Source organism: Sphingomonas sp. Ag1, from assembly GCF_000980895.1.
Classification (GTDB): Bacteria; Pseudomonadota; Alphaproteobacteria; order Sphingomonadales; family Sphingomonadaceae; genus Sphingomonas; species Sphingomonas panaciterrae.
In genome coordinates this window covers 1-17,905 of record NZ_LAZX01000073.1, presented here as the reverse complement: position 1 = coordinate 17,905, position 17,905 = coordinate 1, and the positions used below count along the sequence as shown (strand labels likewise).

At 64.6% G+C, this 17,905-nt stretch carries 17 protein-coding genes and 2 pseudogenes; 3 read left to right on the top strand and 16 right to left on the bottom strand.

Annotated elements, in window-relative coordinates; all coding sequences use genetic code 11:
* Positions 1-175 precede the first annotated feature (175 nt).
* Positions 176-2,128: a cytochrome c/FTR1 family iron permease gene (locus XM50_RS02535; protein WP_046407128.1), complete on the top strand. Its 1,953-nt coding sequence runs from the start codon at positions 176-178 to the stop codon at positions 2,126-2,128.
* A 127-nt stretch (positions 2,129-2,255) separates the two neighbouring features.
* Here XM50_RS02535 and XM50_RS02530 read toward each other — a convergent pair whose 3' ends face one another.
* The 3 genes from XM50_RS02530 to XM50_RS02520 form a co-directional block, all read right to left on the bottom strand.
* Positions 2,256-2,588, bottom strand: a complete 333-nt coding sequence (locus XM50_RS02530; RefSeq protein ID WP_046407126.1) for a four-helix bundle copper-binding protein — start codon at positions 2,586-2,588, stop codon at positions 2,256-2,258.
* Between the two features lie 141 nt (positions 2,589-2,729).
* Complete coding sequence (cueR, locus tag XM50_RS02525; protein ID WP_046407124.1) at positions 2,730-3,119, bottom strand: Cu(I)-responsive transcriptional regulator; 390 nt, start codon at positions 3,117-3,119, stop codon at positions 2,730-2,732.
* An 11-nt stretch (positions 3,120-3,130) separates the two neighbouring features.
* Entirely contained in the window at positions 3,131-5,584 is a 2,454-nt protein-coding gene (locus XM50_RS02520) for a heavy metal translocating P-type ATPase (protein WP_269430554.1), read from the bottom strand.
* A 134-nt stretch (positions 5,585-5,718) separates the two neighbouring features.
* Between XM50_RS02520 and XM50_RS02515 the strand changes: the two genes are divergently transcribed.
* Positions 5,719-5,913, top strand: coding sequence for a heavy-metal-associated domain-containing protein (locus XM50_RS02515; protein WP_007407007.1), 195 nt, complete (start codon positions 5,719-5,721; stop codon positions 5,911-5,913).
* A 146-nt stretch (positions 5,914-6,059) separates the two neighbouring features.
* On the opposite strand, the gene XM50_RS20690 is transcribed toward XM50_RS02515, so the two are convergent.
* The 8 genes and pseudogenes from XM50_RS20690 to XM50_RS02480 all read right to left on the bottom strand — a co-directional run bounded on the left by XM50_RS20690 (position 6,060) and on the right by XM50_RS02480 (position 12,174).
* A complete protein-coding gene (locus tag XM50_RS20690; protein WP_007407005.1) occupies positions 6,060-6,212 on the bottom strand; it encodes a DUF6118 family protein in 153 nt (50 codons plus the stop codon).
* A 293-nt stretch (positions 6,213-6,505) separates the two neighbouring features.
* A pseudogene (locus tag XM50_RS19440) lies at positions 6,506-6,972 on the bottom strand (Ti-type conjugative transfer relaxase TraA); the annotation flags it as partial.
* A gap of 104 nt (positions 6,973-7,076) precedes the next feature.
* Positions 7,077-7,427 (bottom strand): annotated as a pseudogene (locus XM50_RS19435) (DUF305 domain-containing protein); the annotation flags it as partial.
* Positions 7,428-7,549: 122 nt separating this feature from the next.
* Positions 7,550-7,996, bottom strand: a complete 447-nt coding sequence (locus XM50_RS02500; protein ID WP_082102655.1) for a DUF305 domain-containing protein — start codon at positions 7,994-7,996, stop codon at positions 7,550-7,552.
* A gap of 152 nt (positions 7,997-8,148) precedes the next feature.
* Positions 8,149-9,294, bottom strand: coding sequence for an acyltransferase family protein (locus tag XM50_RS02495; RefSeq protein ID WP_066487700.1), 1,146 nt, complete (start codon positions 9,292-9,294; stop codon positions 8,149-8,151).
* A 137-nt stretch (positions 9,295-9,431) separates the two neighbouring features.
* On the bottom strand, positions 9,432-9,749 hold the full coding sequence (locus XM50_RS02490) for an RNA polymerase sigma factor (RefSeq protein ID WP_017183481.1): 318 nt from the start codon (positions 9,747-9,749) through the stop codon (positions 9,432-9,434).
* A 162-nt stretch (positions 9,750-9,911) separates the two neighbouring features.
* Complete coding sequence (locus tag XM50_RS02485; RefSeq protein ID WP_046407119.1) at positions 9,912-10,796, bottom strand: DUF4396 domain-containing protein; 885 nt, start codon at positions 10,794-10,796, stop codon at positions 9,912-9,914.
* Positions 10,797-10,860: 64 nt separating this feature from the next.
* On the bottom strand, positions 10,861-12,174 hold the full coding sequence (locus XM50_RS02480; RefSeq protein ID WP_046407118.1) for a hypothetical protein: 1,314 nt from the start codon (positions 12,172-12,174) through the stop codon (positions 10,861-10,863).
* Between the two features lie 629 nt (positions 12,175-12,803).
* Between XM50_RS02480 and XM50_RS02475 the strand changes: the two genes are divergently transcribed.
* Positions 12,804-13,274, top strand: coding sequence for a YybH family protein (locus XM50_RS02475; RefSeq protein ID WP_046407116.1), 471 nt, complete (start codon positions 12,804-12,806; stop codon positions 13,272-13,274).
* On the opposite strand, the gene XM50_RS21020 is transcribed toward XM50_RS02475, so the two are convergent.
* The 5 genes from XM50_RS21020 to XM50_RS02450 form a co-directional block, all read right to left on the bottom strand.
* Positions 13,271-13,564: a GTPase gene (locus tag XM50_RS21020; RefSeq protein WP_046195646.1), complete on the bottom strand. Its 294-nt coding sequence runs from the start codon at positions 13,562-13,564 to the stop codon at positions 13,271-13,273. The genes XM50_RS02475 and XM50_RS21020 overlap by 4 nt on opposite strands.
* Positions 13,565-13,603: 39 nt before the next feature.
* Positions 13,604-14,056 carry a flagellar hook-basal body complex protein FliE gene (locus XM50_RS19425; RefSeq protein ID WP_046407113.1) on the bottom strand — a complete coding sequence of 151 codons (453 nt, stop codon included), beginning with the start codon at positions 14,054-14,056 and terminating at the stop codon, positions 13,604-13,606.
* A gap of 197 nt (positions 14,057-14,253) precedes the next feature.
* Positions 14,254-14,958 (bottom strand): DUF6118 family protein, encoded by a 705-nt coding sequence (locus XM50_RS02460; RefSeq protein WP_004212966.1) that lies wholly within the window; start codon positions 14,956-14,958, stop codon positions 14,254-14,256.
* Between the two features lie 9 nt (positions 14,959-14,967).
* On the bottom strand, positions 14,968-17,463 hold the full coding sequence (gene traA / locus XM50_RS02455; RefSeq protein ID WP_046407111.1) for a Ti-type conjugative transfer relaxase TraA: 2,496 nt from the start codon (positions 17,461-17,463) through the stop codon (positions 14,968-14,970).
* Positions 17,464-17,495: 32 nt separating this feature from the next.
* On the bottom strand, positions 17,496-17,905 hold a 410-nt coding region (locus XM50_RS02450), incomplete at its 5' end, for a Tn3 family transposase (protein WP_046407109.1).

The window sequence follows — 17,905 nt, the reverse complement described above, 5'->3', positions numbered from 1 at the left end:
TGCGTCGTTCAATCGGGACTGGTTCACGGTCACGATCTGTCGCCGGCGACGATCGCCCGTTGACGCGGCGATGTTCATCATCGGCTGCCTTGGTGATCGCGCCCTCCGCCCAATACTGCTAATGAGAGCTGTTCGCATAGTGCGCGACGAGTAAAGCTTGGAGACGATCACCCATATGCCGTCACTTCGGGTCGCGCTGATTAAGCCTGCACTCGCGCTGGTCGCGTCGCTTATGCTGCTGTTGATTCCCGCTGCGGCGACGGCCGATCCCGGCGACGTGCAAACCGCTTGGCGTCTGCTCGATTATATGGCGGTCGATTATGGCGGTGCGGTCGCCAACGGCGCGGTCACAAGTGCGTCCGAATACGCGGAGATGACGGAGTTCGCCGCAGGCGTGTCCACCCGCCTGCGCGCGCTCCCTGCGACACCTGAGCGGCAATCCCTGATCCAACGGGCTTCGCAGCTCCAAGGCGTGATTGCCCGCAAGGGCTCGGCCCAACAGGTCGCGGCGCTCGCCTACGGGCTCGCCGCCGATCTGCTCAAGGCCTATCCGGTTCCGCTCGCCCCGGACAAGACACCGGACATCTCCACAGCAGGAGCGGTTTTTCGACAATCCTGCGCGTCCTGCCACGGCATGACAGGCAACGGGCACGGTCCCGACGCCGCCAAGCTCGACCCGCCACCGATCGCCTTTACTGATGCCGAGCGAGCGCGCCAGCGCAGCGTGTTCGCGCTCTATCAGGTGATAAGCCAAGGCATCGACGGAACCGCGATGCAGAGCTTCGTCGATCTGTCTAGCGATCAGCGCTGGGCGCTCGCGTTCCGCTCCGGCAGCTTCGCCTCCACCGACGCACAAGCGGTCGAGGGTGAGCGGCTGTGGAAGTCGGACGCGAGCTTGCGGGCACGAATTCCCGACCTGAAAACCCTGGTCGCGCTCACCCCCGCCGCGCTTGCGGGCAGCATCGGGCAGGTGAAAGCCGACGCGGTGCTCGCCTATCTGCGTCGCCACCCCGATCAGGTGATGCAACAAGCCCCAAGCCCGCTCGCCGTGGCGCGCGCCAAGCTTGCGCAAAGCCTCGCCGCGTTCCAGCGCGGCGACCGGCGCGCTGCAAAGGAACTGGCGCTGTCCGCCTACCTCGACGGGTTCGAGCCGATCGAACCGACGCTCTCGGCGCGCGACCCGAACCTCATGTCCCGGATCGAAGGCGCGATGGGAGAATATCGCGCCGCTGTGGAGAGCAGCACGTCAGCCGATGACGTGACCGAACGAGTGGCAGTGCTGGGCGGCCTGTTCGATGATGCCGAGGCCGCGCTCGCGCCCGACGCCGCGACGCAGGCGTCCACCTTCTTGGGAGCCTTCACGATCCTGCTGCGCGAAGGGCTGGAAGCTCTCTTGATCGTGGTGGCCATGATTGCGTTCCTCCGCAAAGCGGAGCGGCCGGAAGCCATGCGCTATGTGCATGGTGGCTGGGTCGGCGCGCTCGTCGCCGGCGGGATTACCTGGGCGGTTGCCACCTATGCGATCGGTATAAGCGGCGCGAGCCGGGAACTGACGGAAGGGTTCGGCTCGCTGTTCGCGGCCGTGGTCCTGCTCTCGGTCGGAATCTGGATGCACGGCAAGGCACAAGCTGATCAATGGCAACGCTATATCCGCGAGAAAATGTCACGGGCGCTATCGGGCGGGTCGGGATGGTTCCTGTTCGGGCTCGCATTCCTGGTTGTCTATCGGGAGGTATTCGAGACGATCCTTTTCTACGCCGCGCTCTCGACACAGGGGAACACCGCGATGCTGCTGGCCGGGGCCGGCGCAGCGATCAGCCTTCTCGCCGTCATCGCCTGGGCAATGCTCCGCTACAGCCGGACGCTGCCGATTACGCAGTTCTTCCGCTACAGCTCATGGCTGATGGCCGCTCTGACGGTCGTGCTGGCCGGTAAGGGAGTCGCTGCTCTCCAAGAGGCGGGGATCATCGACATAGCGCCGCTCGCCAGCGTGCCACGTATCTCGATGTTGGGCCTGTTCCCGACATTTCAGTCGGTGCTGGCACAACTCCTGATGCTTGCCGCGATCATGATCGGGTTCGCCTGGAACCGCCGCGCCAAGCCGCGGACGGGCGGGCCGCTAGCCTAGCGGCAGGGCAGGTGACGCCCCTCTCTAAAGCGTTGCTGCCAACCCTGACCGTGCATAGCACCGTCTCACGCGCCTTGGCTCGCAATGTAACGGGAGGGCGGCGGGGAAAGCGCCACCCTCGGGCCATTTACGCGGCCATCTTGTCGCAAGCGTCGGCGCACTTGCGACACGCGGCGACGCAATCCTCCATGCCGTCCAGCCCTTCGCAGCTCGACGCGCACGCCCGGCAAATCTCGGCGCACTCGCGGCAGATATGCCGGTGGTGCTCGGACTTGCGCGCCATGAAGTCGATCGCGACACTGCAAATCTGAGCACAGTCCAGCATCAGCTTCATGTGCTGAGGCTCGGCGTGTCGCCCGCCCGCCTCCAGGCAGTGACTCATCGCCATGTGAAGGCAGGTGATGTGGCATTCATGGCAGGCGTCGATGCACGCCTTCATCTCGGGATCGATCTGATGCATTGTCTTTCCTTCCATATGCGCCCCCCTCCCCTTGTATATACGCGGTACTTGGCGCTATCCCTCGCCGCGGTTTGGACTTCACCGTCCTTACGGCTCGGACCATCGTCCAAGGTCAACCCTTTTCTTTAGCGCAACGCAGACTCACATGTTCCACTCCGATCGCAAGATCGGGCAATCCGGTCGATCTCCGCCCGCGCAGCGACGCGCCAGATCTTCGAGCGACTTGCGCATCGCTCGGAGCTCGTGCTCCTTGCGCTCCATCTCCGCGGCTCGTGCAAGCGCGAGGGCCTCGACCTCACCACTCGCCCGATCGCCGTCCTGCCACAGCGCGACGAGCTGGCCGATCTCCGAAATTGGAAAGCCCAGATCGCGTGCGCGGCCGATGAAGCGCAACATGTGGACTTCGCGTTCGTCATAGTCGCGGTAGCCGGAATCACGCCGCGTGGCCTTCGGAATGAGGCCGATCGCCTCATAATGGCGGATCATCCGCTGGCTGACGCCCGAAGCTTTGGCCGCCTGTCCTATATTCACGTATCGCCTCCTCAAGCCGCTGTCGGACGCCAACGGCGAAGCGTCAGAGCATTGGCGACGACGCTGACACTCGACAGCGCCATCGCCGCGCCGGCGATCACCGGGCTTAGATACCCGAACGCTGCCAGCGGGATGCCGACCAGGTTGTAGATGAACGCCCAGAACAGCCCCTGGCGGATCTTGGAATATGTCCGTTTGGAGATGTCGATCGCGTCCGCGACCAGGCGCGGATCGCCCCGCATCAGCGTGATGCCCGCTGCGTGCATCGCAACGTCTGTTCCGGTTGACATGGCGATGCCGACATCTGCTGCAGCGAGGGCAGGGGCGTCGTTGACGCCGTCCCCGACCATCGCGACCGTGCGGTCCCCGCCCCGCAATGCTGCTACCGCATCCGACTTTCCTTCCGGCAGGACATTGGCAACGAAATCGTCGATGCCGAGCTTGGCCGCCGCTGCGCGGGCGCTTCCCGCATTGTCTCCGGTCAGCATCACGCTGCGTATGCCACGGCCATGCAGCGCCGCCACGGCAGCAGCGGCGGAAGCCTTGACCTCGTCGCCGAACGCCAGAAGGCCGAGAAGGCGGCGTTCGGGCGCGCGTTCCGCGACCCAGGAGACCGTCCGTCCCTCGGCTTCCAGCCTGGCCGCCTCACTCGCCAGCGGTGTCATCACGATAGCTTCGTCGTCCATCAAGCGCGTGCTGCCGAGGATCAGGTTGCGGCCGTTGACGTCTGCAGCAACCCCGCGGCCGGGCAGGCCGCGCATCCCGTTGGCGCGGGCGGGTTCGACGCCTTCCGAGCTGGCCCACGCCAAGACGGCCCGGGCGAGCGGATGCTCGCTTCCAGCCTGAAGCGCCGCGGCGAGCGCGATCAGCTCGGCGCGTTCGGCCCCCTCGGCCGGCAGTGCGGCCAGCAGCGAGGGCTTGCCCTCGGTCAGCGTGCCGGTCTTGTCGAACGCGACGATGTTGATGCGGTGCGCGGTCTCCAGCGCCTCCGCGTCCTTGATGAGGACACCGGCCCGCGCGGCAACGCCCGTGCCGGCCATGATCGCGGTCGGCGTGGCCAGGCCGAGCGCGCACGGACAGGCGATGACGAGCACCGCGACCGCGTTCAGGATCGCGACTTCCACTCCGGCGCCGGCGATCAGCCATCCGGCGAGGGTAAGCGCGGCTATGACGAGGACGATTGGCACGAACACGGCGCTGACCTTGTCGACGAGCCGCTGGATCGGAGCCTTGGCGCCTTGCGCGCTTTCGACCAGGCGCACGATGCGGGCGAGGGTGGTCTCAGCCCCCACCGCCGTCGTCTCGACCAGGATGAGCCCGTCCGCGTTGATCGATCCGCCGGTCACTGGGTCTCCAGCGGCCTTGGCGACCGGAAGGCTCTCTCCGGTGAGCATGGATTCATCGACATGGGTCGCTCCCTCGATCAGTCGTCCATCGACGGGGATGCGCTCCCCGGGCCGGACGCGGACGCGGTCACCCGAGCGCACCTCCGCCAGGGCAATCTCTCGTTCGCTGCCGTCGGTGCCGACAACGCGAGCCTGGTCGGGCCGCAGCGCCATCAGCGCGCGGATCGCCTCTCCGGTCTGACGCTTGGCGCGGCCTTCGAGCCATTTGCCGAGCAGGATAAGGGTGATGACGACGGCCGAAGCCTCGAAGTAATAATGCGCATCCATGCCGTGCATCGGCGCGAACAGCAGCTGGTAGAGGCTGAGCCCGTAGGCGGCCGATGTGCCGATCGCGACCAACAGGTCCATGTTGCCGGTTCGGGCGCGCGCGGCCTTCCAACCCGCGCGATAGAAGCGCGCGCCCAGCCAGAACTGCACGGGCGTCGCGAGCAGCAGCTGGATCCAGCCCGGCACCGCCACCTCGATACCGAACGGGGCCAGCAGCATCGGAACGACCAGCGGCAGCGACAGCGCCGCGGCGATCAGCACGTGCCGGAGCTCTCTTGTTGCGGCTGCGTCGCGGCGGGCGTCCTCGGCGCTTCGTTCCGCCTCCGCCGATCCGGTGCGCGCGAATGCGGTGTAACCAGCGCTTTCGACGGCCTCGACCAAGACATAAGTGGGGACGCCACCCACCGTTTCGATCCGCGCCGTCTCGGCTGCCAGGTTGACACTCGCGGAGCGGACGCCGGGCACTTTCAGCAGCGCCTTCTCGACCCGGCCGACACATGAGGCGCAGGTCATGCCCGTGATCGTCAACTCGGTCGTTTGCGTCAACGGGGTGTAGCCCGCCGCAAGAACCGCATCGGCTACGGCAGCGACATCGGATCGTCCATCGACGAACTCGACGTTCGCGCGCTCCGTCGCGAGATTGACCGAGACGCCGGCGACGCCCGGCACCCCGGCGATGGCGCGCTCCACCCGCCCGACACACGTCGCGCAGGTCATGCCATCGATGGCCAGCGACAGCCTGTCTTCGCTTCTCGCCTGTGTCTGCATTGGCAGCTGCGCCGGGGCGCTCATGGTCGTCTCCACTACTGAGTCGATGGCCTTATCGTCCCTCACATCGTGTCAAGGTCAACAGCTAAATACACCCCTTGACCCTGACACAGTGTCAAACCCCACATCTGCTTCATCCACCTCATGGAAGAACGAAGATGATCGATTTCAAAGTTCAGGGAATGACCTGCGGAGGCTGTGCGCGCGGTGTGACCAGCGCGCTTCAGCGCGTCGATGCCAAGGCCGTCGTCAACGTCGACTTGGCGAGCAAGACCGTTTCGGTAAACTCGACGGCCGATGTACAGCAACTCAAGCGGGCCATAGAGAAGGCCGGCTTCGCGGTGACGCAATAGAGAGCCCTATTTTGCCTGAGGGCTTTCGGGGCGGGCGCGTAAAAGGATTGTGCGTTGATCCGCACGCGCCCGCCTCGCGATCATAAGTGCACCGGCCTGAAACGGTCATGACACCGGCTGAAGCCTCAAAAGTCCGCGTTGTTACTTTATGGGGCGGGCGCGACCTTGACGGTGCATCGCACCGTCTCACGGGCTTTCGCAGCAGCTTCTACGCACCTTTCAATCGCTTCGCGATTAACCGTCACGATTCTGTCGGCTGCGACGATCCCACGGAACGCGGTCGGGCTGGCGCTCTGCATTAGGCGCTGCCCTGCTTCCCAACGTGGTAGGCCGAGCGTTCACGCCGCGATGCGCTGCGCCATCTGCTTGGGCGTCATCGCCATGACCGGGGCTTTGGAAAGAATATGGACAACATGGTCGATGCGGCCGGTCGCCGTGTCCACGCCCTGCTGAAGCACGCCAAGCGCCTTGCTGTAGTCGGGCACGTTGATCGCGCGGCGCGCTCGGCCGCCAAGCCCTCCACGGCACGGCGTAGCAATGCCAGCTCACGGTCCTGACCTTCTATCGCGGCACGCAACCGGTCGAACGCGCGGGCCTGGTCCTGCTCGGGCCGGGCATGGTCGCCCGCCATGTCCCTTGCCCCGGTCGCGCGACAGGGCGCGGACGAGCTGGCGCTGGTCGGCGAAGTCGCGCGGCCGTAATGGAGATGCACGTCGTCGCGATGCCGCGACATGCCGACATAGGCGCTGTGCCGGTCCATGCCGGGGGTGGCGAGGACAGGGGCGCGATCGACCGTCACCCCCTGCGATTTATGGATGGTGGCGGCATAGCCATGATCGACATGGGCATAATCCTTGGTGTCGAACGCGACACCGCGCCCGTCATCGAGGCGCACCGCCATGCCCTCGGGCGATACCCGCTCGATCGGGCGAGCGTGCCGTTCTTGACCCCCATGCCCCGTTCGTTGCGAAGGAACATGATGCGGTCGCCGGTCGCGAACTGGCGTGTCCCCCGCTCGGCCTTCACCGTCACGTCGCCGCCAAGGTCGTCCGACGAACGCCCAGCGCCAGCGCGGCGATCAGGTAGCGCATACAGATCTTGGTCGAAGCATCGTTGGCGGTCCCGTCCGATTGGAGCGGGACCATGCGGTTATTGAGCAGGCTGCCCATTTTGCGGAGCATCGCATTCAGGGTCGCGATTTCGCGGTTCTGGCTTGTGATGGCTTTCTGCGCCTCGCCCCGGACCTCTGCATTCTGGGAACTGCGAAGCGCGATCTGCGACATCGCGACCGCACCGCGGTGATGCTCGATCATTTTGCGAATCCACGTCTCGCCGGCATCGGCTCCCTTCGCCGCCATCATCTTCTGGTGCATGTCCATCTCGGCCGGGCCGTAGGGGTTGGCCGCGGTTGGCTGCATCATCTTGGAATGATCCATGCCTTGATGGTTCATGCCCTGATGCCCCGCCTGCTGGGCTAGGGCCGGGGTAGCGAGCAAGGCAAGGGTCGCCAGCACGGGTACAATACGCAGCTCGATCTCCTCGGGTCGTGTCAATTTTCTACGCGCCGGAAGCGCGCCCCCCTCATCCGCCGAAGCGATAATCGTTGGGTGGCTTGTCCTATCAGTCGCGCTTCGGTTCAAAGCCGGGGAAGAATGGCCTTCATCTGATCGATCTCGCGGCGCTGCCCCGCGATGATTTCGCCGCATAGCGCTTTCAACTCGGGATCACGGAGCGACGCCTCTTGGCACATCAGGATCGCGCCCGAGTGATGCGGAATCATCGACCGCGTGAACGTCCGGTCTCCGATCGTCGTCTGCGTCCGGATCAGCGCGTAGCTGCCGAGGAAGACCGCGATCGAGCCGATAATTAGTGCGCTGTTCGCCGCCCTGGAAGGAAACATATGGCGCATGGCGAGGATCATCGCGACTACCATCGGCGCGACCATCATCAGCGTCATATAGAACATATTCAGGTTGTTGTAGAAGCTGCCTAAACTGTCGATCATCACGAACATAACGAAATACATGATGATGCCGCTGACGACGGTCTGCACCGCCAAGCTCACATATGCGTTCTTCATCATCGCTACTCTCCCGTGTTGATGCCGCCCGCCCGCATAAGTGCGCCGCGCCGTGTCGCGCGTCGCCGGACAGGCTAGCGCATCCATAACAGTCAGTGGATGATACGTGCGTAATCCATCCACCCCTCACCGATTCGACAAGCCTTGCTGCAGTTCTAGGATACCAAACGGCCCGCGCACGCTTTCTGGACGGTCAACAGCTTGGCGTAGAAGAAGGTGCGTACCCGCGCGGTGTGCCGTTCGGTGAGAGTCGCAAACAGACCACAGGCAAAAACTGCAAGTGCGAGCGTAGCGCCAACAAGTGCGATGTTGCCCGCCGTTGGTGGTAAGCGCTCAGAGCCCACTAACAACGCTGCGGCGAATGCCATGATTGGAAAGTGCATGGCATAGAGTGAAAAGCTGGCTTTTGCTCCATAACCGGCGAACGGTCGCAACCAGCGCGGCGTTGGCGGATTCGCTCGTAGCAATATATATAGAAAAAGTGCGAATGCGCCCGCCAGTGCCAGTTCAAGGCCCTCCAGTCCGACAACCCGCACAACGATAAGTATTGCCGGTAATATGCTGCTCGCAATGATCAGCCAGGTGCGGCCAATCGGTGATCGGGGAAAATCGGTCAGATGCGTTTTGGTCATACCATGAAGCGCAGCACCACAAAGCCAACAAGCAAAGCCGATCAGCATGAATGGCGTAATCCAGGCCAGACCGATAAAAATTAAGAAGATTGACGGGCGACGTTGCCTCCAACTGACGACAATGGCCGGAAACCAGATGTAAAACCAGAATTCATAAGCGAGGCTCCAAAGTGGTCCGTTAGTGCCGAACGGCGCAACCACGATGCCCTGCAAGAAGAGAATGTTGCCTAGCAGCACATGCCACTCGAGCGCGCCGACGACATCCTTGCGCAGCACGTAAGTCTCGGTCGTGCCGAGATGGGTCGATGACTCGAGGGCGTAGAGGCCCACCGCGTCGAGCGCTCCACCGATCACCAATGCCGGCACTAGCACGACCAGCAATCGCGCAAGGCGGTCGATCAGGTAGCTTGACCAATGCCAATCCCCGATCCGTCTGTCGATACTGCGCGCGATCCAGAAGCCGCTGAGCACGAAGAAAAGAATGACGCTTGCATGCGCATAACCAGCCAAAAAATAGCCGGCCGAAGCCGCGACCGAGGCTTGCCCGCAATAATCTTCGATGAGGAGATACCAAGCATGTGCGAACGCGACTACGACTGCCAGGACACAGCGCATGGCATCCATAACCGCAAAAGCGCCCTGACCCGACTTCTGGTCGCCGCGCTCCATGTCTTGCCCAGATTTGGTCGAAAAGCCGTCTCCGCGGCGCGCATCCGTTGTATCCCCCATGCATACGATACGACGGCAGATCGCTTACCCCTCAAACTCGTGCCTTCTTTTTTGCCGAACAGGGTGGGGCCAAGCTGTTACGACAGCGATGCTGCCCGTTGGCGGGCGCGATAGAGACGCGTTTCGGCCGCCTTCTCGCTTATGTCGAGTATCAGTGCGGTTTCGACTTGGCTGATGCCCTCGATAGTCCGGAGGACCAGCGATTCCTTCAAGGTCGTTGGCAACACGGCGATGGCACGTGTCGCCCGGTCCAGTTCCTGTCGATTGGCTACGGCGTCTTCAATCGCGTTTCGGTCTCCCGGGACAGCCTCGGCCTCCCTGCCAATTGGCACCGCCAATGACAAATTGCCGCACGGCGTGCTGGCCACCCATTTAAGGCAATGGTTCATCGCCATGTGAAGGCAGGGCACATGGCATTCGTGGCAGGGCGTCCATGCACGCCTTCATGTCGGGGTTGATCTGGTGCATCTCTCTACCTCCGTGTGAGTCCCCGCCTGCCCCTGATACGCGCGCCGCGGAATCACCCCTTGTCGCGATCTCCGTCGATCGAGGCGATGCTACATCGCCCATCGGCCGAACAGCGTTGCAACTATGATGCCCGCGCCAAGCATTAGGAGCGTCAGCGCCGTCATCGCGACGATCTGCGGTCCGGTCACGCGCGGGCCCGTCCCCATGCCGCTCATCCCTGCCATCGCATCGTGCTTCATGTCCGGCATCGGCGTAGCCGATTGCCGGTCCGCGGCGACCTCGTGCCCGCCATGCCCGAGTACGCGCACCGTGCCCATGCCGTGCTTCAACCGGACGCCGACAAGCCAAAGGTTGATAGGGTAGGCAACGGCGAAGCCGACAAGCGTCGCAAGCGACATGACGCCCCAAAAGCGAAGCGAGTTGGCGTGCATCGCAGCCATGTCCCGGCTCATCAACACCACCATCGTCGGGATCATGCCGGCCATAACGGCATTCATCGAAAGCCATTCGGGGATGAACGACATGCGAAGCGCCCCCCAATAGGAACCGCCCGCCATGTCGCGCATGAACAGCGCCTGGAAAATCAGCAGCCCGAACGCGAAGCCGAACACATATTCCGCAATCACGTCCTGCCACATCGGCAGGCCGAGTGCCGTGGTGATCGCGGCCGCGGCGATGACGCCGGTCGCGTCACCCGCCATGCAATGAATGGCCGACCCGAACGCCTGCTTCCAGAGCGGCCGAACGAAGTCCTCGTGCCGCTCGTTCGCCGGTTCCTGGCAGGACAGGACATAGGCCGCGGCCATGATCGGGCCGCCGTAGAGCGTGACCAGCAGCCACCCCCATTTCATCACCCGCAACTCGGGGTTGCGGGTGAAGGCATCCCACGCGACGTAAGCGACCGATATCGCGGTCAGCACGAACCATCCGATCAACACGGCGTCGAGCCAGGGGGCCGGGGAAGGCATCGTCATGGCAGCTCTCCTCTACATGCTAGAGGATAAGTGGCTCCCCGCGCCAGCCCTCGCGCGGGGCGTGTCAGGCGAGCTTGCTGGATACGGCCTTGATCGCCTTCAGCCCCGATCCGAACCGCGCGATGGCCTCGCGGTTCCTCTCCAGCTCGCCGTAAGGGAGGTAGGATATGTCGAGGTCGGCGACGCGGCTGAACGCGGGCCGCTGCAATTGCGCACGAACGTCCGCCTCGCGCGCGTCGGGCGCGACGAGGAACAGTCCCGCGGTCGCGTGAAGGTCGCTACCGCTCAAGGCCAGGTCGAGCATCCTGACGATGCCCGAATAGATCGACGTCGAATGCTCCACCTCGAACGCTGCGGCGACGTGATCGCCGGCCTTTTCAAGCCACAGCACGTCGATCAGCCGGATGGAATCAGCGCCCTTCGACCTCGCGATCGTCTCGGGCAAGCGCTCAAGGCACCCTGCGCCCAAGGGCGATCCGTTGAAGGCTCGGCTGCGATCGTTTGCGGCGATCCATACGTCATAGCCGAGTGCCAAGCCTAGATCGCGAAGCCATGCCTGAATTTCGGTATGGGTGCGCTCGTTCTCGCCTTCACGCTGCGCGGCCTTGCTAAGCGTGCGCGCCTCTTCGCGCGCCGCCTCGAGCCGCTGCCCCCAGCTCGCCAGAGCCGCGCCGCTCACGTCGAGCGGCGGGGCCGGGTAGCGATCGGAGCCGATGTCGAACAGCAAGCCGCCGATCGCGCCCAAGTCGTTCGATAAAAGGTCGCGGAAGCGGTCGTTGAGGTCGAGGATGCCGGTTCGCATCGCTAGGAAATGCTCCCAGCTCCCAAGCTTCACGTTCGCCCCCGTCAGCGCGTTGTAACCCTTGACGATCGCGGTGTTGAAGGGCGGCACCAGCGTCGGGTGAAGGAAGTAGAGGAGGTTGGCGACAGCAGGCCCAAGCCCCTTGATCTTCAGGCGGTCGATCGCGTGGATATGGCCGATGATCTCCTCGGCCGTGTCGCAACACGAACAGGCGTCTAGCAGGCGGCCGAACGCGCGCTGGTTCTCGGGGCTCTCGTATATGTCGGGGATGCGCAGCTTCGGTTTCCAGAGGAACGCATGGTCCGCACCTTTGAAGATTTGGCGCTGTTCGGCAACGGAATGGACGACGGTTTCGAGCGACGATCCGCGATAGGCGACGCCAAACGAACCGCGCTCGATCTCGCCGACGACCTGGGTGATACCGCGCCGGATCGAACGAAAATTCTTCAGCCGCTCGTCCCACAGGAACCAGCTTCGATAGGTCGCGCCCGGATCGTCACGCCAACGGGTAATGAGCCGACGCACAAGGCCGTCGTGATCCTCTTTGGTAGTTATTTGATCAAGTTGCGCGGCCATGTTGTCGTTGCGATGCCCCCTTCGTTAAAGCGAGACCTAAGCCGCCGGTCGGCCAGCGTCGAGCCGTTCCGTTAAGTGGACCGTTACTTCGCTCGGGCTGAACGTACCGATTTTGCAACGGTGCAGACGCTTGGTGGCACGATGAGCCGTGAGGGGAACGTCCGCCGCTACGTATTGACCAAAGTAAGCAAATTTGCGGGAAGCGCTGAATCATGCGGACTTCGAAGCTGACTTTGCTGGCGGCGGCACTGGCGCTCGGCATGGCGATGGGTCGTGGGCACGATGAGGCCGCAACCAAAAACAAGACCTTCGGACAGCGCTTAGCAAGCTGGCTCGGTTGCCTGCACACGGTGGTGATTCACTTTCCGATCGCCTTGATCATCGGTGCGTTCGCAGTGGAGCTACTCGGGCTTTGGCGGCGCAAGCCTTTACCGAGATACGGCACGCGTCATGCTGGTCGTCGGCTCGGTAGGCGCGATCATCGCCATCGCCGTCCAGGGTTGGCTAGGGGGTTCTTTCATGCATGGCGGCCTCGACCATCTCGCGTTCTGACGTCAGCCGCTGCTCCATATTGATGCGTCAAATGGAGATATCCTAAGGTCGGCTAATTTTGTTTTGGGAGATGATAAATGAGCACCTGCGTGAAGATGATTATAGCGGTGTCGATCGCTCTTCCTGCCGCAGCGTGGGCGCAGTCAGACGCCCGCACCACTGACACACGTGCCGTGGCGGCGGCGCTGTCACAGTATAAGGACGCGATCGAAAAGCTTGACGCTGCTGGAACCGAGCAACTGTTCACGACCGACGCGCGGGTTTTCGAGACAGGAGCATCTGAGGGCAGCTACGCCACCTACCTGGCTCATCATCTCGGTCCCGAGCTGAAGCAGTTCAAATCGTTCCGCTTCTCCGACTACAAGGTTGACGTCCGCTTCGAAGGGTCGGTTGCCCTTGCGACCGAGACCTACCGTTACCGGATCGAGCCAAAAACCGGTGAGGCCGTCGAACGACTCGGCGTCGCCACAAGCGTGCTTAAGAAGATGAACGGACGATGGAAGATCGTGTCCATGCACAACAGCGCTCGGAAACTGAAGGGCACCTAACGGATTGCCGGCAGAGACTGTCGCGTGAACGTTTTTGGCACGTGCGTGCGGTCCGGGTCGTCCGCCCGTGCATGGACGGCGATCATGCCGGAAGCTGGGGGCGGATCATCCCCCAGCCATAGCACCAGGTCGGCGGCTGCCATGCTCTCGCGCGCACGCTCCACCCCGATGGCTTCAATCGGATCGCTCGTGTCGGTGCGCCCCGCGGTGTCTGTGAAGACCCATGCCAGCCCGCCCCGCTCGACCGGCGCCTCGATCCGATCGCGCGTCGTGCCGGCAATTCGCAGCACCGGATTACCGATCCAGGGATGTGCTTTCGGCAGATTGCGCTAGACCGGCATACTCATGATGTCCTTGTAGGCCGAAAGCACTTTATTGCGAACTTGTAACGTCGCCTCGAAGGCGATTGAGGACTCCTGCCGCGCTAGCATGACCTTCGCAATGTCGGTTTCCTCTCCTCGTTCGTAGGCGACCGTCAAAGCACCAGCGCGCGCATTGATCGCGTTAATTTTTTGAAGCTGCGTCTGAAAAGTAGAGGCGAAGCCGCCTGGCTCCGCGTGTCCTGGCTGCGACACGCCCGCCGCTCCGCTCACCCCTGAGACGGAATTTGGGCTATCCACCGTTCCCAGCGCGGTGTTCATCGCTGCGTCAAAAGCCGCTCCTCTCGCAGCCGCGGAAACGGCGACAGAATTCGGGTTGCTCGCTATATTCCGAAGCGCCGCGTTCTTGTCGAGGACGGCGTTCCGCAGGGCCATAACGTCGTTGATGGAGATGCTGCTCATATTCACCCCGGTGCGACTTCTATCGCATCTGTATGATCGCACTGTAAGCATTAGAAGATGGTTAACGACGCTTAGTATTGATTGCCTGATCGTGAAGCCATGCGCCGATCTCTAATTGGACCCGCCCAAGCGTGCCACGGTGAGGACCGGGCCGGATTGTCTATTGTCAATTGCTTGGCGGAATAGATACGCGGCCACTACGGGGCGACCTTAATTGTGCATCGCACTGTGGCACGCGCCCGATTCGCCGCTTTGCTGCAACCCTCGATCGTTTCACGATTGGCCGTCACGATCTTGTCGGCCGCGACGATCGCGCGGAACTGTGCGGCGTCGGCGCTCTGCATCATCCGCTGACCTGCCTCCCAACGGGGCATGTCAAGCGTCCGCGCCGCCATGCGCTCGGGCCATCGCCAGCTCGCCGGCGCGAGCTCGCGCGCGACGAGGCCCGGCACGATCGCCCATGCGAGGATGCCGGCCGCTACCCCGCCCAAGGCGAACCATAGCTGCCGGTTTCTCTGGTCGGCGCGTGTCCATGCGGACCCGGCGATGGCGCGAAGCTCGGCCATGACGCGGGCCTTGTCCTCGCCCGCCTTGGCGAGCGCCGCCTGATCCTCGCGCCGGGCGGCGTTGCCCACCGCGGCGATCCGTTGCGCCATCTGCTCCGGCGTCATCGCCAGCGCCGGACTCCGCACGATCACGTCGTTGATGAGCGCGACGCGGGCGGCCGTGGCGTCCACGCCCTGCTGCATCCGCCCTAACGTCTCGGTGTAGTCGGGAACGTCGATCGCGCCGCGCTCGGCCGCCAGACCCTCCACGGCGCGGCGCAACAGCGCCAGCTCGCCACGCATGGCCTCGAACGCCTCGGCCGCGTCGGTTCCGCCCTGATCGTCCTCGTCCGTCACCCGTCCCCCTTACCGGCTCATGCCACGATCGCGGTCGCGGCCTTGTCCGACCGACTGCGCCAGCTCCTGCCCGATCGACCGGCCCCGCTCCATGTTCAACGCCAGCTCGGGCGCGTGCCGCTTCAAGGCGGATTCGAGCTGCGGGTCGCGATGCAACCCGCCCGCGATGCTCTCCATGCGCTTGCCGAGCTTCTCCGCGCCCGCGCGGTCGCCGGCGCGCTCCATACTGGCCCGCGCCGCCTTCATGTCCTGCCACTGCTCCACGAAGCGCCCCGCACGCTTCTCCGGGTCGATACGGACCTGGCGCTCTACCTCCATCGCCTTCGCCGCGCCGCCCGTGTTCCCTTCGGCCGCGGCGCGTGCGAGCTGGGGGTCGCGCTCGATCGCGCTGGCGAGGTCGCGCGCGCCATTCGGTCGCACCTGGTCGAGCGCGTCGCCCGCCTTCGCCAGCGCCTGTTCCTGGTGCGCCAGCACCGGCAACCCCTTCTCCCGCATCCGGCCTATATCGGCCGCGGCGCGCCCATAGCGTTCGATCGCACGGGCCTGCGAGGGCGCCAGCGGCCGATCGGCCGCGATGCGCTCCGGCGACGTCGTTTTTTCCGACGTCGGTTTCGGCCGGAACCCGGCGAACATGCCCCTGGCCTTGTCGCGCACCTTCTCCGCCACCTGACGCGCGAGTTCCGGGAACCGGATCTCGCGCCGATCGGCGAACGCACGGGCCTGGTCCTGCTCGGGCCGCGCATAGTCGCCGGCCATGTCCTTGCCCCGGTCGCGCGACATGGCGCGGACGAGCTGGCGCTGGTCGGCGAAGTCGTCGCGCCCGTAATGGAGCTGCACGTCATCACGATGCCGCGACATGCCGACATAGGCGCTGTGGCGGTCCATGCCGGGGGTGGCGAGGACGTGGGCGTGATCGACGGTCACGCCCTGCGCCTTATGGAAAGTGGCGGCGTAGCCGTGATCGACCGCGGCATAGTCCTTTGCGTCGAACGCGACCCGCGCGCCGCTGTCGAGCCGAACCTTCATCCCCTCGGCCGATACCTGCTCGATCGTGCCAAGCGTGCCGTTCTTCACCCCTAGCGACCGCTCGTTCCGCAGGAACATCAGGCGGTCGCCGCGCGCGAACGCGCGCGTCCCCCGGTCGGCGCTGAACGTCACGTCGTCGCCAAGGTCGCCGGTCGCGCGAAGTCGGCCGCGCGCTTCCTCGTTCAGCTCGCGGACCTCGGCGTTGGTGTGGGTGAGGATGATGCGGGATTTGCCCGGTTCGGCCTGGCGCTGCCGATCCCAGCCATCGACCAGCTCGCCCCGCGCCTGCTCGCGCGTGTCGGCCGCGTGGACCATGCCCTTGCCGTCATAGGCGTGGATCGCCTCGCCGGTGCGCCCGGTCGCCAGCGCGCGGGTGGCGTCGCGCTGCCAATCCTCGCGCTGCCGGCGAATCTCGGTGATCTCGGCCGCGCCGTGCCGCTCGGTGACGCTGCGGAACGCCGCGCCCGCCTCGATCGCCTGTAATTGCTCGGGGTCGCCGATCATCACGACCTTGGCCCCGGCGTCACGCGCCTGGCTCAACACCCGCTCCATCTGGCGCGAGCCGATCATGCCCGCCTCGTCCACCACCAGCACGTCACGCGGGCCTAGCTGCTCGCGCCCCTGCCCCCATGCGTGCTCAAGGCTGGCGAGGGTGCGGGACTGGATGCCGGACCCGCCCTCAAGGTTCTCGGCCGCGATCCCCGACAAGGCCGCACCGCGCACCTGGTAGCCCTGCCGCTCCCAAGCCTCGCGCGCGACGCCCAACATCGCGGATTTGCCGCTGCCGGCGTAGCCGACGACCGACGCCAGCCCCTTGCGGCCGGTGATATGGTCGAGGGCGTCGCGCTGCTCGGCCGACAAGACGAGCCCCCTGCCCTGGGCCGCGCCGATCGCGGCGTCACGCTGGCGATCGGCGATGCCGTGACCGTCGCGCGCCGCCAGCGCGCCGGCGCTGCGCTCGAGCCGGGCCTCCACCGCGATCATGTCGCGCGACGTGAACCGCTCCTGGTCGCGTCCGTCCTTCCCCAACGCGACCAGCTCGGGGCTGGCGCGCACCGCGGTCATCACCTGGTCGAACTGCTCCTTGCCGTCGCTGTGCCGGAACGCGAACACGGCCAGGTCGCGGGTGGTGAACGTCGCCTGCTGCCGGGTGATCGCGTCCAGCGCGATCGACGGGTTGGCGATGATCTTCTCGCCATTGTCGCGGGCGATGCGCGCGTGATCCTCGATCCGCTCGGCCTCAAGCCCCTGCTCCGGTCTGCGCGATGCTGCCGGGCCGATCTTGTGCTGCGGCTCCAGCGCGATCCCCTGCGCCTCATAGGAGCGATGGTCGATCCGCCCTTCAAGCCCCAGCTCGGCCATGCGCTCGTTGACGTGCGCGCTCCACGCCTCGCGCCAGTCCTTCAACAGCTCGGTGCTGTTCCAGCCCCGGTTTTTCTTCCCGAACCCCTCCGGCCCCACATCGCGCATCGCCAGCATCACAGGGGGCGTTTGCGGGAGGGGGCGGAATCCTACGCTAGGGATTTGGGCCAGCGATATTCCCCGGTTAGTTTGATGTGTTCCCATCCCAACGGCGAGACGTGGGCGAGTAGATCAGGCGCGATATGGGTACCGCTGGCGGCCCGGGTATTGACGACCTCGCCGAGCTTCATGGTGTTCCAGAATATGATGATGGCGGCGAGCAGGTTCATTCCGGCGATGCGATAGTGCTGGCCTTCGCCGGATCGATCCCGGATTTCACCTCGGCGGTGGAAGCTGATGGCGCGCTTTAGGGCGTGGTGGGCCTCACCCTTGTTGAGGCCGATCTGAGCCTGGCGCTGGAGGCCGGCATCAAGAATCCAGTCGATCATGAACAGGGTTCGCTCGATGCGGCCCACCTCTCGCAATGCGAGGGCCAGCTCATTCTGGCGCGGGTAAGAGG